Origin of the sequence: Streptomyces sp. NPDC021080, from assembly GCF_044333225.1 — a bacterium.
In the GTDB taxonomy this organism is placed as follows: Bacteria; Actinomycetota; Actinomycetes; order Streptomycetales; family Streptomycetaceae; genus Streptomyces.
On the sequence record NZ_JBIRQM010000008.1, the window covers coordinates 128,226 to 142,150 of the forward strand.

At 71.3% G+C, this 13,925-nt stretch carries 13 protein-coding genes and 1 riboswitch; of the genes, 7 read left to right on the top strand and 6 right to left on the bottom strand.

What is annotated here, in order from left to right; all coding sequences use genetic code 11:
* Positions 1-31: 31 nt before the first annotated feature.
* Positions 32-514, bottom strand: coding sequence for a flavin reductase family protein (locus tag ACH4S8_RS21135; protein ID WP_392973374.1), 483 nt, complete (start codon positions 512-514; stop codon positions 32-34).
* A gap of 506 nt (positions 515-1,020) precedes the next feature.
* Here ACH4S8_RS21135 and cdgB point away from each other — a divergent pair.
* Positions 1,021-2,712: a diguanylate cyclase CdgB gene (gene cdgB, locus ACH4S8_RS21140; protein WP_398396156.1), complete on the top strand. Its 1,692-nt coding sequence runs from the start codon at positions 1,021-1,023 to the stop codon at positions 2,710-2,712.
* Between the two features lie 117 nt (positions 2,713-2,829).
* Positions 2,830-3,792 carry a CBM35 domain-containing protein gene (locus ACH4S8_RS21145; protein WP_398396158.1) on the top strand — a complete coding sequence of 321 codons (963 nt, stop codon included), beginning with the start codon at positions 2,830-2,832 and terminating at the stop codon, positions 3,790-3,792.
* A gap of 120 nt (positions 3,793-3,912) precedes the next feature.
* Here ACH4S8_RS21145 and ACH4S8_RS21150 read toward each other — a convergent pair whose 3' ends face one another.
* The 3 genes from ACH4S8_RS21150 to ACH4S8_RS21160 all read right to left on the bottom strand — a co-directional run bounded on the left by ACH4S8_RS21150 (position 3,913) and on the right by ACH4S8_RS21160 (position 7,176).
* The gene (locus ACH4S8_RS21150) at positions 3,913-4,842 is read right to left on the bottom strand and encodes a 1-phosphofructokinase family hexose kinase (protein ID WP_398396160.1); all 930 of its coding nucleotides are present in this window, start codon (positions 4,840-4,842) and stop codon (positions 3,913-3,915) included.
* Positions 4,843-4,988: 146 nt separating this feature from the next.
* On the bottom strand, positions 4,989-6,173 hold the full coding sequence (gene nagA / locus ACH4S8_RS21155; protein ID WP_398396162.1) for an N-acetylglucosamine-6-phosphate deacetylase: 1,185 nt from the start codon (positions 6,171-6,173) through the stop codon (positions 4,989-4,991).
* Between the two features lie 7 nt (positions 6,174-6,180).
* Positions 6,181-7,176: an ROK family protein gene (locus ACH4S8_RS21160; RefSeq protein ID WP_398396164.1), complete on the bottom strand. Its 996-nt coding sequence runs from the start codon at positions 7,174-7,176 to the stop codon at positions 6,181-6,183.
* A 151-nt stretch (positions 7,177-7,327) separates the two neighbouring features.
* On the opposite strand from ACH4S8_RS21160, the gene ACH4S8_RS21165 reads away from it, so the two are divergent.
* Positions 7,328-7,555, top strand: a complete 228-nt coding sequence (locus tag ACH4S8_RS21165; protein ID WP_328554833.1) for a DUF3263 domain-containing protein — start codon at positions 7,328-7,330, stop codon at positions 7,553-7,555.
* 152 nt (positions 7,556-7,707) lie between these two features.
* A complete protein-coding gene (otsB, locus tag ACH4S8_RS21170; protein WP_398396167.1) occupies positions 7,708-8,562 on the top strand; it encodes a trehalose-phosphatase in 855 nt (284 codons plus the stop codon).
* 131 nt (positions 8,563-8,693) lie between these two features.
* Here otsB and ACH4S8_RS21175 read toward each other — a convergent pair whose 3' ends face one another.
* Both ACH4S8_RS21175 and ACH4S8_RS21180 read right to left on the bottom strand, forming a co-directional pair.
* The gene (locus tag ACH4S8_RS21175) at positions 8,694-10,151 is read right to left on the bottom strand and encodes a trehalose-6-phosphate synthase (protein ID WP_398396169.1); all 1,458 of its coding nucleotides are present in this window, start codon (positions 10,149-10,151) and stop codon (positions 8,694-8,696) included.
* A gap of 78 nt (positions 10,152-10,229) precedes the next feature.
* On the bottom strand, positions 10,230-11,174 hold the full coding sequence (locus ACH4S8_RS21180; protein ID WP_398396171.1) for a glucosyl-3-phosphoglycerate synthase: 945 nt from the start codon (positions 11,172-11,174) through the stop codon (positions 10,230-10,232).
* Positions 11,175-11,378: 204 nt separating this feature from the next.
* Positions 11,379-11,535: riboswitch (SAM riboswitch) on the top strand.
* A gap of 17 nt (positions 11,536-11,552) precedes the next feature.
* Here ACH4S8_RS21180 and thrC point away from each other — a divergent pair.
* The 3 genes from thrC (at position 11,553) to ACH4S8_RS21195 (ending at position 13,769) form a co-directional block, all read left to right on the top strand.
* Complete coding sequence (thrC, locus tag ACH4S8_RS21185; RefSeq protein ID WP_398396173.1) at positions 11,553-12,851, top strand: threonine synthase; 1,299 nt, start codon at positions 11,553-11,555, stop codon at positions 12,849-12,851.
* On the top strand, positions 12,848-13,123 hold the full coding sequence (locus tag ACH4S8_RS21190; RefSeq protein ID WP_398396175.1) for a MoaD/ThiS family protein: 276 nt from the start codon (positions 12,848-12,850) through the stop codon (positions 13,121-13,123). Before thrC ends, ACH4S8_RS21190 begins: the two co-directional genes overlap by 4 nt.
* Positions 13,124-13,565: 442 nt before the next feature.
* Positions 13,566-13,769, top strand: a complete 204-nt coding sequence (locus ACH4S8_RS21195) for a cold-shock protein (RefSeq protein ID WP_005315736.1) — start codon at positions 13,566-13,568, stop codon at positions 13,767-13,769.
* Positions 13,770-13,925 lie beyond the last annotated feature (156 nt).

Below are 13,925 nucleotides of genomic sequence, written 5' to 3' on the forward strand. Positions count from 1 at the left end.
GTGTCCACCCCCGCACGGCGTGCGGGGCCGGTCAGCCCAGCTGCCGGTAGCGGCCCTTGAAGTACGTCAGGGGTCCGCCGTCCGCGCTCGGTACCCGGGCGGTCAGGACGCGGCCGATGACGAGGGTGTGGTCGCCCGCGGGAATCCGCTGCTCGGTGCTGCACTCCAGGGTGGCCAGGGCGCCGCCCATCAGGAGCGCCCCGGACGCCTCGCCGCGGACGTACGGGATGTCCTCGAAGAGGAGCCGGTCGCTGATGCGGCCCTTCATGGAGAAGCGGCCGGCGATGTGGCGCTGGCTCTCCGCGAGCACGGACACGCCCCACAGCGGCTGTTCGTCGAGCAGGTCGTCCATCCGCGATCCCTCGCGCAGGCTGACCAGGACGAGCGGCGGGTCCAGGGAGACGGACATGAACGCGGTCGCGGTCATGCCGACGTCCTCGCCGCGCGGCCCGTCCGGGGCCAGCGCGGGCTCGTGCGCGGTCACCAGGACCACGCCCGCGGCCAGCCGGGTCATGGCGGCGCGGAACTCGTCGTTGCTCACCCCCTCAGCATGCACGGACGGGGTGACGGGAAGAGCCGGGGGAGTCGTGAGCACGCCGAAACGCTAGCCTCCGCACCCAGGACGCCACATCGGACCTCGGTCCTAACCGGGACCTAGGTCCGGGGGCGGAGAGGGAGGCCGTACCCTCGTCCGTACTCCCTCGGTGGACACGGGGAGTGCACAGGTTCTGCACAGTCGTCGAATAATGCATTCGGCAAACGCACACCGAAATGCAGAAACTCCATTCAATTGCTCAAGTTCTGCTGTGACTTGAGTCACAGGGGCCATATTTTGTTGACCCTGTGTACCGAGTGGGGAGCGCGCTGTGATTCAGTGGCGGAGGCGTTACGCGGGGAAGCTACCAAGCAGTACGGCGTGAAGGGGTTCGCGGGAGGCGCCGAGCAGTCAGCACGGAACCGAAAGCACCCAGTACGCCGAGAGAACCCTGGAGTTGCTGCGAGGTCTCGAGGGGAGGGCGAATGGAGACCGAGTCGGAGCCCTACGTCCGTCTTGCGACCCTGCGGCAGCTGCACCAGGTGATGGCGGACATGAACACCGCCCGCAGCCTGGCCGACACGCTGCAGACCGTCGCCGACGGCGTGGTCACCGGGCTCGGCTACGAGCTGGCCTGCGTCAACCTCGTGCGCCCCGACGGGGACCTCGTCGTCGCCGCTCTCGCCGGGAACCCGGCCGCCGAGGCCCTCATCACCGGCCGCGTCGGCTCCCGCACCTCCTGGGAGCGCCGGCTCACCATGGGCGAGGCCTGGGGCGACCTGCGGTTCATACCCCACACCGAGGGCTGGGTCCTGGACGAGGACGACGTGCCCCAGTGGTACACCGACGGTCCCGCGCCCCGCTTCGAGGACGAGTGGCACCCCTCCGACCGCCTCTTCGCCCCGATGTACACCCCGAACTCCGGCGGCGGCCACGGCGAGCTGATCGGCGTCCTGTCGGTGGACAAGCCGCGCAACGGCCGCAGGCCCGGCGCCTGGGGCCGCGAAGCCCTCCAGATGTACGCCTTCCAGGCCGCCATCGCGATCAGCAACGCGCGTCTACGTGCGAACATGCAGCGCGCCCTGGTCCGCCTGGAGCGGGAGCAGCAGGCCCTGCGCGCCAGCGAGGAGTCCTTCCGGCAGGCCTTCGAGTACGCCCCCTCCGGCATGGCGATCGCCGAGATGGGCGGCGACCAGCACGGCCGCATCCTGCGCACCAACGACGCCCTGTGCCGGCTGCTGGGCCGGCCCGCCTCCGCGATGCGCCGCTACTCCTTCTCCGACCTCGTGCACCCCGAGGACATCGGCACCCTGCTGCGGACCTCCGCCGAGGGCGGCCGGGCCGAGCTCAGGCTCGGGCGCCGCGACGGCACGTACGTCTGGGTCCATCTGCGCAACTCCGTCGTCGCGGACGCCGCCGACGGCCCCCGCTTCCTGCTCACCCACGTCGAGGACATAGAGGACCGCAAGCGCCGTGAGCTCCAGCTCGCGCACCGCGCCTCGCACGACGCGCTCACCGGCCTGCCCAACTCCGCCGAGCTGCGCTCCCGGCTCGGCGCCCGCCTCTGCCGACGCCCGCAGTCCCTGCCGCCGGGCGCGGTGGCCTCGCTGGACGCCGCGTACGGGCACACGGACCTCGTCGGCGAGTACGACGACAACGGCCACCCCGCCTACGACGGGAACGGGCACGGCTTCGACTTCCGGGCCGGTGCCGAGGCGTTCGAGGCCTTCGACCACCATGTCCACACCATCGCCCCGGAGGGCGAGACGGACGACGGCACCAAGGGGCTCGCGGTGCTCTTCTGCGACCTCGACGGCTTCAAGTCGATCAACGACCGGTTCGGGCACAACGCGGGTGACGAGGTTCTCATCGAGGTCGCCCGCCGCCTCACCCACGGGGTCCGGGACGGCGACACGGTGGCCCGGCTCGGCGGCGACGAGTTCGTCGTGCTCGCCGACGGCCTCGGCCGCGCGGACGCCCAGGACCTCGCCGTACGCCTGCGGAACGCGATCATCCCTCCCATCAGGGTCGACGGGCGGGCCGTCCGCGTGGGCGCCAGCTTCGGCATCGGGTGGGCCCACTGCGGAATGACGGCGGACGAGGTGTTGAAATCCGCTGACGAACGGATGTACGTCGAGAAACGGTCTCGTCCCAAACAGCACAGGCGTGCCGGATAAGTCACAGGTCGGTGCGTCGATGCGGTGAAGGCCCCCCGTCCGGCCCGGCGGGACCGGGTAGGCTCGCCATTCATTCGTGTACCGCATCAGAACCGCACCCGCTGAGGAGACCAAGGGATGACGCCCGGCAACAACGGCGCGAGCACGCCCGAGGAGGACGACCCGTTCGGCTATCTGTACGCCGACGGTCAGGCCAACGGAGCCACGCCGCCCTCTGGAGGCGGTGGCTACGGCTACCCGGGCTCGGTCAACCGGGTGCGGGCGGTCGGCGAGCGCAAGTACGGCCAGCAGACCGCTCAGGGCACCTACGGCCAGCAGGCCGCCCCCACCGCCCCGTACGGCCAGGTGCCGCAGCAGGGCGGCTACGGCCAGCCGAACGCCCACTACGGAGCCCCCGAGACCGTTCCCGGCGGCGCGCAGACGGTGCGGACGCCGATGGCCGGTGACGGCGGCGGACGCGGCCGTGGCCCGAACACCAAGGGTCTCCTCATCGGCGCGATCGCCGTGGTCGCCGCGGTCGTGATCGGCATCAGCATCGCCATGCTGGGCGGCGGGGACGACGACAAGGGCGGCAACCAGGCGGACCCGACCCCCTCGACCTCCCAGACGGCGTCCCCGACCGACTCGGAGACGAAGTCGGCGAACACGCCCGCGGAGCTCCCCAAGGTCGACGCGAAGGCGCTGAAGCTGGGTGACGGCGTGACGACGGCGTCCGACATCCAGGGTGCCAAGTCGGACGGCGGTGTCTACGTCACGGGGTTCAACCACGTCGGCGCGTCCGTCGTCTGGAGCGTCAGCGGCATCGAGAAGGCCGGCAAGTACTCGCTGAACGTCAACTACGGAGTCCCCGGCAAGGACGCCAACGCCACCCTCACGGTCAACGGCACAGCCCAGGACCGCCCCCTCAACCTGAAGAACTTCGCCCAGGCGGCGGAGGGCGATGCCGCGAAGGGCTGGACCAACACCTGGGCGGACATCACGCTCAACAAGGGCACCAACACGATTCAGATCTCCTGCGCGGACGGCAACCAGTGCGACGTGAACTTCGACCAGTTCTGGTTGGAGTCCGGGTGGAAGTAGTCCACGGCCGGTAGAACGGCGAAGAGGGGCGTCACGGCAGCGGTGCTGTCGTGACGCCCCTCTCGTCGTATCGGGCCGGACCGCCCGCTGCGCACGCACGGCCGCGGACCGCCGCCGTGGCTACGCCGCCGGCGCCTCGCTCGTCACCGCCACCTGGCCCGCGAGCGCCTCGTACGCCGAGCGGTCGAACTCGCCCGCGGCCGGGGCCAGTACGGTCGCCGCGGACAAGGCCGCGGCCCGTGCCAGCCGCTCCGGCCACGGCAGGTTCTCGACCAGCCCCGACAGCAGGCCCGCGACCGCCGAGTCGCCCGCGCCCGTCGGATTGCCGTGGACCCGGCGCGGCGGAGCGGCCCGCCAGCGGCCTGCCGCGTTCTCTGCGAGGAGTCCGTCAGCGCCCAGCGAGGCCACGACGGTGTGGGCGCCGCGCCGACGGGCCGAGCGGATGGCCTGCAGCGGCTCGTGGGAGCCGGTGAGTTCGGCCAGTTCCTCGGCGTTCGGCTTGACGATGTCGGGGCGGGCGGCGACTCCCCGGCGCAGCGGCTCGCCGCTGGTGTCCAGCAGCACGGGGACGGCCAACGCGCGTGCGGTGCGGACGAGTTGGGCGTAGGCGCCGACCGGGACGCCCGGGGGCAGGCTGCCGCACAGGGCCACCGCCGAGGCGGAGCGCAGCAGGTGCTCGTACCTCTCCTGGAAGGCCGACCACTCGGCGGGGGTTATCGCCGGTCCCGGTTCGTTGAGCTGGGTCGTGTCGCCGGTCGCCGTGTCGACCACGGCTATCGTGCGGCGCGTCGGACCCTCCACCGGCACGAGCGCGTCCACGACCCCGACTGTCTCGGCCAACTGGTCCCGCACGGTGCGGCCGGTCGCGCCGCCCGCGAACCCGGCGACCGTCACCTCGTGCCCGAGGGCGGCCAGCACCCGGGCCACGTTCAGGCCCTTGCCGCCCGGGCGTTCGCTCACCTCGCTCACCCGGTGGGTGCTGTGCGGCCGCAGCGCCCGTACGCGATAGGTGATGTCGAGAGCGGTGTTCAGCGTGACCGTGAGGATCACCTGGGACGACCTCCCCCGAAGAGTTCTGTGACGTGGGCGCCGGTCTCGGACGCCCGCCGGTGGTTCCGGAGGCTCGATCATGCCAAACGCGACGGCGGTCGGCCCAGTCCCCCCGGGCCAACCGCCGCAAGCAACAAAGGGGTGAATCACCCCAGTTGGGGATCGACCACCCATTCCCCGCCGCGCATGACGCCCTTGAGCGCGAAGTCGGCGTCGAGAACCACGAGGTCCGCGGCCTTGCCGGGTTCGAGGGAGCCCACCCGGTCGTAGCGGCCCAGCAGGCGGGCGGGGTTGGCCGAGATGGCCGCGACGACCTGCTCGACCGGCAGCCGGTCGACCGTGACGGCGCGCTGGAAGGCGCGGTCGAGGGTGAGGGTGGAGCCGGCGATCGAACCGCCCTCCACCAGGCGGGCGACACCGTCCGCGACCTCGACCTCCAGCGGGCCGAGCATGTAGCGGCCGTCGCCGAAGCCCGCCGCGTCCATCGCGTCGGTGATGAACGCGACCCGGTCCGGCCCCGCGTGATGGAACGCCAGCTCCAGCGAGGCGGGGTGCAGATGCGTGCCGTCGTTGATCAGCTCGACGGTGATCCGCTCGTCCTCGAGGAGGGCGGCGATGGGGCCCGGCGCGCGGTGCCCGAGCGCCGGCATCGCGTTGAACAGGTGCGTCGCCACGGTCGCGCCCGCGTCGATGGCCGCCTTCGTCTGCTCGTACGTCGCGTCGGTGTGCCCGATCGCGGCGATCACCCCGTGTTCGGCGAGCAGGCGTACGGAGTCGAGGCCGCCCGGCAGTTCGGGGGCGAGCGTGACCATGGCGGCCCGGCCGCGCGCCGCGTCGAGGAGCTTGCGGACGTCGGCCGGGTCCGGGTCGCGCAGCAGTTCCTCGGAGTGCGCGCCCTTGCGGCAGGGCGAGATGAACGGGCCCTCGAAGTGGATGCCCGCGATGTCGCCCTGCTCGGCCAGCTCGGAGAGCATTCCCGCGCGCTCGGCGAGGCCGTGCATGTCGCCGGTGACGGTCGAGGCGACCATGGTCGTGGTGCCGTGCAGCCGGTGGGTGTGGATGCCCCGCAGGACGTCCTCGGCCGTTCCCGAGGTGAAGGACGCGCCGCCGCCGCCGTGGTTGTGCAGGTCGACGAAGCCGGGGACCACCCAGTGGCCGGACAGGTCGGTCACGGGGGTGTCCGCGGGAACCGTCCCGAGGACACCGGCGGACCGCGTCTCGGGGGCACCCGCGCCGGTGATCACCGGACCGTCGACGATCACGCGGCCGTCGTGCACGATCCCGGTGGGCAGTACCACCCGGGCGCCGGCGAGAACCTTGCTAGGGGCCATCGGGTGGTTACCTCCGGGGAGTCGTAGAAGTGGTGTTCAGGAGGTCCCGGGCGAGGAGCCCGGCACCGAGGCATCCGGCGGTGTCCCCGAGGGCCGCGGGGACGATGGACGGCAGCTTCTGGAACGTGACACGCCGTTCGACCGCGGCCCGCAGGGGTGTGAACAAGGTTTCCCCGGCCTCGGCGAGCCCGCCACCGATGATCAGGGTGCGCGGGTCCAGGAGGGTGAGCGCGGTGACCAGGCCGTCGGCGAGCGCGTCGACGGCCTCCTGCCAGACGGCCCGTGCCCTCGGGTCGCCGGACTCGACGGCCTTGGCGCAGTCCGCCGCGTCCGCCCCGGGGTCGCCGCACGCCTCGGCCCAGGCCTGGCTGACGGCCGCCGCGGACGCGAACCGTTCCAGACAGCCGCGCTGCCCGCACGGACACGGGGACCCGCCGGGCCGTACGACGATGTGGCCGATCTCGCCCGCGAAGCCGTGCGCGCCCTCCTCGACGCCGCCGTTGATGCCGATGGCGCCCGCTATGCCGGTGCCCAGCGGGACGAACAGGAAGCGGTCCGCCCCCTGTCCGGCGCCGATCCGGCCCTCGGCGAGGCCGCCGGTGCGCACGTCGTGCCCGAGCGCCACGGGCACGCCGCCGAGCCGCTCGCCGAGCAGCCGACGCAGCGGGACGTCGCGCCAGCCGAGGTTGGCGGCGTAGACCGCGATGCCGCCCTGGGTGTCCACGATGCCGGGGACGGCGACGCCGGCGGCCAGCGCGCTCGTCCCGAAGTGCTCCTCGCCGTAGGCACGCAGCTCGGCGGCGAAGTCGAGGATGTCCTCGACGACGGCGTCGGGCCCGCGCTCACGGCCGGTCGCGCGGCGGGCCTGGTGCAGCAGCGCGGGGTGCCCGGGGGCCTCGGGCCGCGGCGCGTCGGGGCGGTCCGGGGAGGGCTCGGTGTCCACCCCGACGAGGGCGGCCTTCATCCCGGTGCCGCCCACATCGAGGGCGATGACGTGTCTCACGGGGGACAGTGTCGCCCTTTACCCCTGGAAAGGTCTAGTCCACTCACGGGATAGGCGACCTCGTGTTCCGCATTCCGGGACGGCGCCCCGGGCGCGGCGGCCTCCGTCCCGGCCCCGGCGCTTGTCGGTGCCGGGGACTACCGTGCTGTCCATGGAAGAACTGCCCGCGCGTGAACGGAGCATTCTCGCCCTGGAGCGCCGCGGTTTCCCCGGTCCCGGCGCCAAGGAGCGCGCCATCCGCGAACAGCTGGGCCTGGCCCCGGTCCGCTACTACCAGCTGCTCAACGCGCTGCTGAACGACCCGCGCGCCCTGGCGCACGACCCCGTCACGGTGAACAGGCTCCGCCGGGTGCGGGAGGCCCGCCGGGAGGAGCGCTGAACTCGTGGGCGAGGACGCCATCACGTGGCCGGTGCGGCCGGTGTGGTCGGGGGGCGGGTGCGAGTGGTGGGATCGAGGCATTCCTGGTCGTGGGGTGTTCGCCCGGCCATGAGTCGGGGGTGCGTCCGCGCTCACCCGGATAGGGTCGCCCCATGGGCAGCCACCCCGAATCCAAGGACTTCTTGCCGGCTCCGGTGACCCCCGCCGGACGCGACGCTCTGGAAGCGATCCTCACGCGCCCGGCCCGGACGGTCGTCGCACTCGACTTCGACGGAACCCTCGCCCCCATCGTCCCCGACCCCGACCGGGCCCGCGCGCACCCCGACGCGGTCCCCGCACTCGCCGCGCTCGCCCCCAAGGTCGCCTCCGTCGCCGTGGTCACCGGCCGCCCGGCCGGTGTGGCCGTGCGCCACGGCGGCTTCGCGGGCGTGCCCGGCCTCGAGCACCTGGTCGTCCTCGGCCACTACGGCGCCGAGCGCTGGGACGCGGTGAGCGGCACGGTCACCGCTCCCGCCCCGCACCCCGGGGTGGCCGCGGTCCGTGCCGAGCTGCCCGGCTTCCTCGACCGGATCGGCGCCTGGCAGGGCACCTGGATCGAGGAGAAGGGCCGGGCGGTCGCCGTGCACACGCGCCGCGCCGCCGACCCCCAGTCCGCCTTCGAGGCGCTCCGGGAGCCGCTGGGCGAACTCGCCGCCCGGCACGGTCTGATCGTCGAGCCGGGGCGCATGGTCCTGGAGCTGCGCCCGCCGGGCACGGACAAGGGCGTCGCCCTCATGGAGTACGTCCGGGAGAGCGGCGCCGAGGCCGTCCTGTACGCGGGGGACGACCTGGGTGATCTGCCCGCCTTCGCCGCCGTCGACAAGCTCCGCTCCGACGGGATTCCCGGGCTCCTGGTGTGCAGCGGCAGCTCCGAGGTCGCCGAACTCGCCGAACGCGCCGACCTGGTGGTCGACGGGCCCGCCGGAGTCGTCCGGCTCCTCGCCGCCCTGGCGGCCCGGCTCGCCTGACCCCGCGGCTGGTCACCCGGTCGGGCCGGGGCGGGGCAGGCTTGTTTCGCCCCCTCCGCCCCTGCCCTTCCCACCTCGGGGCTCCGCCCCGGACCCCGCTCCTCAAGCGCCGGAGGGGCTGGAGCCTCTGCTCAGGCCTCCAGCTCGCGCAGTTGGTCCAGGAACCACTGGGCCGGGGGCAGGGCGGTGGCCGCGGCGGCCAGTCGCTTGGTGCGTTCGGCCCGTTCGCCCGGCTGCATGCCGAGCGCCTCGTGCAGCGCCCGCGCCGTACCGGTGATGTCGTACGGGTTCACCGTGATCGCGTCCTCGCCCAGTTCCTCGTAGGCCCCGGCCTCTCGTGACAGGACCAGAGCGCAGCCCTCGTCGGAGACGACCGGGATCTCCTTGGCGACGAGGTTCATGCCGTCCCTGATGGGGTTGACGAGGGCGACGTCGGCCAGCCGGTAGGCGGCGAGCGAGCGCGCGAAGTCGTCCTTCACGTGCAGGACCACCGGGGTCCAGCCGGGCGTTCCGTAACCGGAGTTGATCTCGTCGGCGAGCCGCTGCACCTCGGCCGTGTAGTCCCGGTACACCGCGAGGTCCTGCCGCGACGGATAGGCGAACGCCACGTGGACCACCCGCTCGCGCCACTCGGGGTGGTCGTCGAGGAGCTGCCGGTACGCCAGCAGTCCCCGCACGATGTTCTTGGACAGCTCGGTCCGGTCGACGCGCACGATCGTCCTGCGGCCCGCGCCGATCTCCTCGCGCAGCGCGGTCATCCGCTCCCCGACGTCCGCGCGGTGCGAGCGCTCGCGCAGGAACTCGGCGTCCGCGCCGAGGCCGTGCACCCCGATGCGGGTCTCGCGCCCGCCCGCCCCGGGGTCGTCCAGGTGCCTGACCGCCAGGGGCGTCACCGAGGACCAGGACCCGGCCCAGCGCCAGGGGTCGGTCGTTTCCGCACAGCGCAGGAACGCCGTGGCCCACCGCCAGGTCAGGAAGGCCACCCGGTCGGCGCCGAGCATGCCCGCCATCAGCTCCGCGCGGATGTCGTCGGGGAGCATCCGGAAGTAGTCCTCGGGCGCCCACGGGGTGTGGGAGAAGTGACCGATGTGCAGGTCGGGGCGCAGTTCGCGGAGCATCCCGGGCACCAGGCACAGGTGGTAGTCCTGCACCAGCACCGTCGCGCCGTCGGCGGCCTCCTCGGCCAGTGCCTCGGCGAAGGCCCGGTTGTAGGTCCGGTACGACTCCCACTGACGCCGGAACTCCGCGTCGAAGACCGGCTCCAGCGGGGTCTGGTAGAGCATGTGGTGGACGAACCACAACACGGAGTTGGCGATGCCGTTGTAGGCGTCGGCGTGCGTGTCGGCGTCGATGGCCAGCATCCGTACGCCGTCCTCGTGGACTCCGCGCCGCACGGCCTCCCGGTCGCCGTCCCCGAGGGCGGAGCAGACCCAGAGGGCGCCCGCGTCCGGCCCGATCGCCGAGAGTCCCGAGACGAGGCCGCCGCCGCCGCGCCGGGCGTGCAGCGAACCGTCCTCCCGTACCTCGTAGGTGATCGGGCCGCGGTTGGACGCGACCAGAATCCGGCGGGCACCCCGCGTTGAAGCCATGCCTCGAAACCTAGCCCCGTGTCGAAACGCTCAAACGCGCTCTTCGGCCGTATGCGATCGTCGGCCGTCGGCGCCGGACTACGCGGCCTTGCGTGTCTGGTACTCGGAGATTTCGCTCATCGGCGGCCTTTCCTCGGTGTCCACCGAGTACGTGCGCGGCCGGAAACCGTCCCGGTCGCGTTCGAACTGGGTGAGGGAGGGGCGGATCAGATGGCCGCGCGCGAGCCGGAGTTGCGCGGTGCGGTAGATCGCGGCGGCCATGCGGCCGAGTGCCTGGCCGTCCTGGTGGCGGTGCTTGCGCACGCCGACGTCGACCTGGGCGAGGGCGTCCAGGCCCACCAGGTGCAGGGCGTCGACGAGCATGCCCAGCTCGACGCCGTAGCCGACGGGGAAGGGGAGCTGCTCGAGCAGCGAGCGGCGGGCCGCGTACTCGCCGCCGAGCGGCTGGACGAAGCCCGCGAGCTGCGGCCAGTGCATGTTCAGCAGGGGGCGGGCCATCAGCTCGGTGACCCGGCCGCCCTGTCCGCCGCCACCGGCCATCGGGCGGTCGTACATGGCCTTGACCAGGTCGACGCCGGGCTCGGTGAGCAGCGGGCCCACGATGCCGGAGACGAAGTCGGACGAGAACTCCTTGAGGTCCGCGTCGACGAAGCAGACGATGTCCCCGCTCGTCACGAGCAGCGACCGCCACAGCACCTCGCCCTTGCCGGGCACGGCCGGGATCCGTGGGAGGATGTCGTCGCGGTGCACGACACGCGCGCCGGCGGCGGCGGCGACCGCGGCGGTGCGGTCGCTCGAACCGGAGTCGACGACGACGATCTCGTCGACGAGGGGCACCTGCTGCATCAGGTCGTGGCGGATGATCGAGACGATCTCGCCGACCGTCTCCTCCTCGTTGAGCGCGGGCAGCACGACGCTGACCGTCGACCCGGTCACGCGTTTGGCTGCCATGAGCTTGTGGAGCGGGCGGTCGGTCACGGACCAGGAGCGTGTGCTCAGCCAGCTTTCGACTTCTCTCAGCACCGTCTGCGGCTCCTCACTGTCTGATCACACGCTCTCATCGGCGTGCCCGCTGCGGCCAGCGGCAGATCGATTGGCTCGTCTCGCGGTTCGGACGACTATCTCAACTGTCCAGGCCTTCGGTTACAGTCTTGAACAACGCGCATGACCATCGCATGTCCTGGATCGTCGGCGCGTATCGTGTTCAACAGTTCAACAATCAAATACCGCTCATCCAGAGGGGCAGAGGGATACGGCCCGATGAAGCCCCGGCAACCCTCCAGCCGGTCTCGTACCGATCGATGTCGATCGCGTCGCGAGGCTCCCGGCTAGGGAAGGTGCCAAATCCGTCTCACGGCGAAGTGCGCCGTGAGGAAGATGAGGAGAAAGGGCCTCGCCTCCATGGCTGCGCAGACAGTTGCAAGCACCACGAACTCCGCCGACTCGGTGGACCTCGGCCCGGCCGCGGCGCTTTCCTGCCGCGAGTGCGGACACCGCGTCCCGCTCGGCCCGGTCTTCGCCTGCGAGGAGTGTTTCGGCCCGCTCGAGATCGCCTACGACTTCTCGGCCTACGACGCCGAAGAACTCCGCAAGCGCATCGAAGCGGGACCCGCGAACATCTGGCGCTACGCGCCGCTGCTGCCCGTCCCCGCGGACGTGGCGGACAAGCCGAACATCAACCCCGGCTGGACCAAGCTCGTCCAGGCCGACAACCTGGCCCGCGAGCTGGGTGTCGACGCCGGAAAGCTCTTCGTCAAGGACGACTCCGGCAACCCGACGCACTCCTTCAAGGACCGCGTCGTCGCCCAGGCCCTCGAAGCGGCCCGCGCCTTCGGATTCACCACCCTCTCCTGCTCCTCCACCGGCAACCTCGCCGGAGCGGTGGGCGCCGCGGCGGCCCGCGCCGGTCTGCGTTCCTGCGTGTTCATCCCGCACGACCTGGAGCAGGGCAAGGTCGTCATGGCCGCGGTCTACGGCGGCGAGCTCGTCGGCATCGAGGGCAACTACGACGACGTGAACCGTTTCTGCTCCGAGCTGATCGGCGACCCGGCGGGCGAGGGCTGGGGCTTCGTCAACGTCAACCTGCGGCCGTACTACGCCGAGGGCTCCAAGACGCTGGCGTACGAGATCTGCGAGCAGCTCGGCTGGAAGCTGCCCGACCAGCTCGTCGTGCCGATCGCCTCCGGCTCCCAGCTCACGAAGATCGACAAGGGTCTGCAGGAGCTGATCAAGCTCGGGCTCGTCGAGGACAAGCCGTACAAGATCTTCGGCGCCCAGGCCGAGGGCTGCTCCCCGGTCTCCGTCGCCTACAAGGCCGGCCACGACGTCGTACGGCCGCAGAAGCCGGACACCATCGCCAAGTCGCTCGCGATCGGCAACCCGGCGGACGGACCGTACGTGCTGGACATCGCGCGGCGCACCGGCGGGGCCGTGGAGGACGTGAACGACGACCAGATCGTGGACGCGATCAAGCTGCTGGCCCGCACCGAGGGCATCTTCGCGGAGACCGCCGGCGGTGTGACCGTCGGCGTGACCCGCAAGCTGATCGAGAACGGTCTCCTCGACCCGACGCTGACCACCGTCGTGCTGAACACCGGCGACGGCCTCAAGACCCTGGACGCGGTGGCCTCCGACACCGGGCTGACCGCGACCATCCGCCCGAACCTCGACTCCTTCCGAGAGGCTGGCCTCGCATCATGAGCGTCAACGTCCGCATCCCCACCATCCTGCGCACCTACACCGGTGGCGCCGCCGAGGTGAAGGCCGAGGGCGCGACCCTCGCCGAGGTCATCGGTGACCTGGAGAAGAACCACACGGGCATCGCCGCGCGCGTCCTGGACGACCAGGGCAAGCTGCGCCGCTTCGTGAACGTGTACGTCAACGACGACGACGTGCGCTTCGAGCAGGGGCTGGAGACGGCGACCCCGGCAGGGTCCGGCGTCTCGATCATTCCGGCCGTCGCCGGAGGCTGATCGTTACCCTCGGTAATGCCGAACACAGTGCGTTCACAGAATTGCCCCCTCCGTGAGACAAACGGAGGGGGCAATTCTATTGGATTGAACGCGCTAGAGTTGGGGAAGTCGCTCCGATTTGGATGTTGGTTTCATGCCGGACGCATATGAGTGGCTGTTCGGCGGGCGACAAGAAGTAGCCAAAGTAGCTCACCTATTTGGGCATTTTATGGCAATTGCGGGGTCCGACTTGCCCTGGATCCGTGCGTATCCTCCGCATATCAATGATCGGCCATGCCCAGAATTCTCGTCCGATTGACCTGTTGCAGAGGGCAGTTGGACAGATACATTCAGCCGCGGTCGACGCGTTCCGGCGCACACCCCCAACCGTTTGGGGGGTGAGGTCTGACCCGGATCCGCGAAGTGTGGATCTGTGCAAGGGCCAGTAATAGGGGAGTTAGGCATGGCTCAGGGCACCGTCAAGTGGTTCAACGCGGAGAAGGGGTACGGCTTCATCGCGGTCGACGGTGGTGCGGACGTCTTCGTGCACTACAGCGCGATTCAGATGGACGGCTACCGCACCCTTGAAGAGGGTCAGCGAGTGGAGTTCGAGATCTCGCAGGGCCAGAAGGGTCCGCAGGCGGACATGGTCAAACTCGCCGTCTGATCCGGGCGCGAACGACCACCGACTCACTCACGCACGAGGGGCTCGCATCCCACCGGGGATGCGAGCCCCTCGTGCGTTCCGGGCCGGGCCTTGCCTCTTGTCGAGGGTCGCTCGGCGTGCCGGTTTTGCCGAGAGGCGCTTGCACTCGCAGGGGTC

What these genes read in the sequence shown, in the direction of transcription:
- ACH4S8_RS21135 (WP_392973374.1), bottom strand. Translation starts at nt 514, where the DNA reads ATGACCCGGCTGGCCGCGGGCGTGGTCCTGGTGACCGCGCACGAGCCC.
- cdgB (WP_398396156.1), top strand. Translation starts at nt 1,021, where the DNA reads ATGGAGACCGAGTCGGAGCCCTACGTCCGTCTTGCGACCCTGCGGCAG.
- ACH4S8_RS21145 (WP_398396158.1), top strand. Translation starts at nt 2,830, where the DNA reads ATGACGCCCGGCAACAACGGCGCGAGCACGCCCGAGGAGGACGACCCG.
- nagA (WP_398396162.1), bottom strand. Translation starts at nt 6,173, where the DNA reads ATGGCCCCTAGCAAGGTTCTCGCCGGCGCCCGGGTGGTACTGCCCACC.
- ACH4S8_RS21165 (WP_328554833.1), top strand. Translation starts at nt 7,328, where the DNA reads ATGGAAGAACTGCCCGCGCGTGAACGGAGCATTCTCGCCCTGGAGCGC.
- otsB (WP_398396167.1), top strand. Translation starts at nt 7,708, where the DNA reads ATGGGCAGCCACCCCGAATCCAAGGACTTCTTGCCGGCTCCGGTGACC.
- ACH4S8_RS21175 (WP_398396169.1), bottom strand. Translation starts at nt 10,151, where the DNA reads ATGGCTTCAACGCGGGGTGCCCGCCGGATTCTGGTCGCGTCCAACCGC.
- thrC (WP_398396173.1), top strand. Translation starts at nt 11,553, where the DNA reads ATGGCTGCGCAGACAGTTGCAAGCACCACGAACTCCGCCGACTCGGTG.
- ACH4S8_RS21190 (WP_398396175.1), top strand. Translation starts at nt 12,848, where the DNA reads ATGAGCGTCAACGTCCGCATCCCCACCATCCTGCGCACCTACACCGGT.
- ACH4S8_RS21195 (WP_005315736.1), top strand. Translation starts at nt 13,566, where the DNA reads ATGGCTCAGGGCACCGTCAAGTGGTTCAACGCGGAGAAGGGGTACGGC.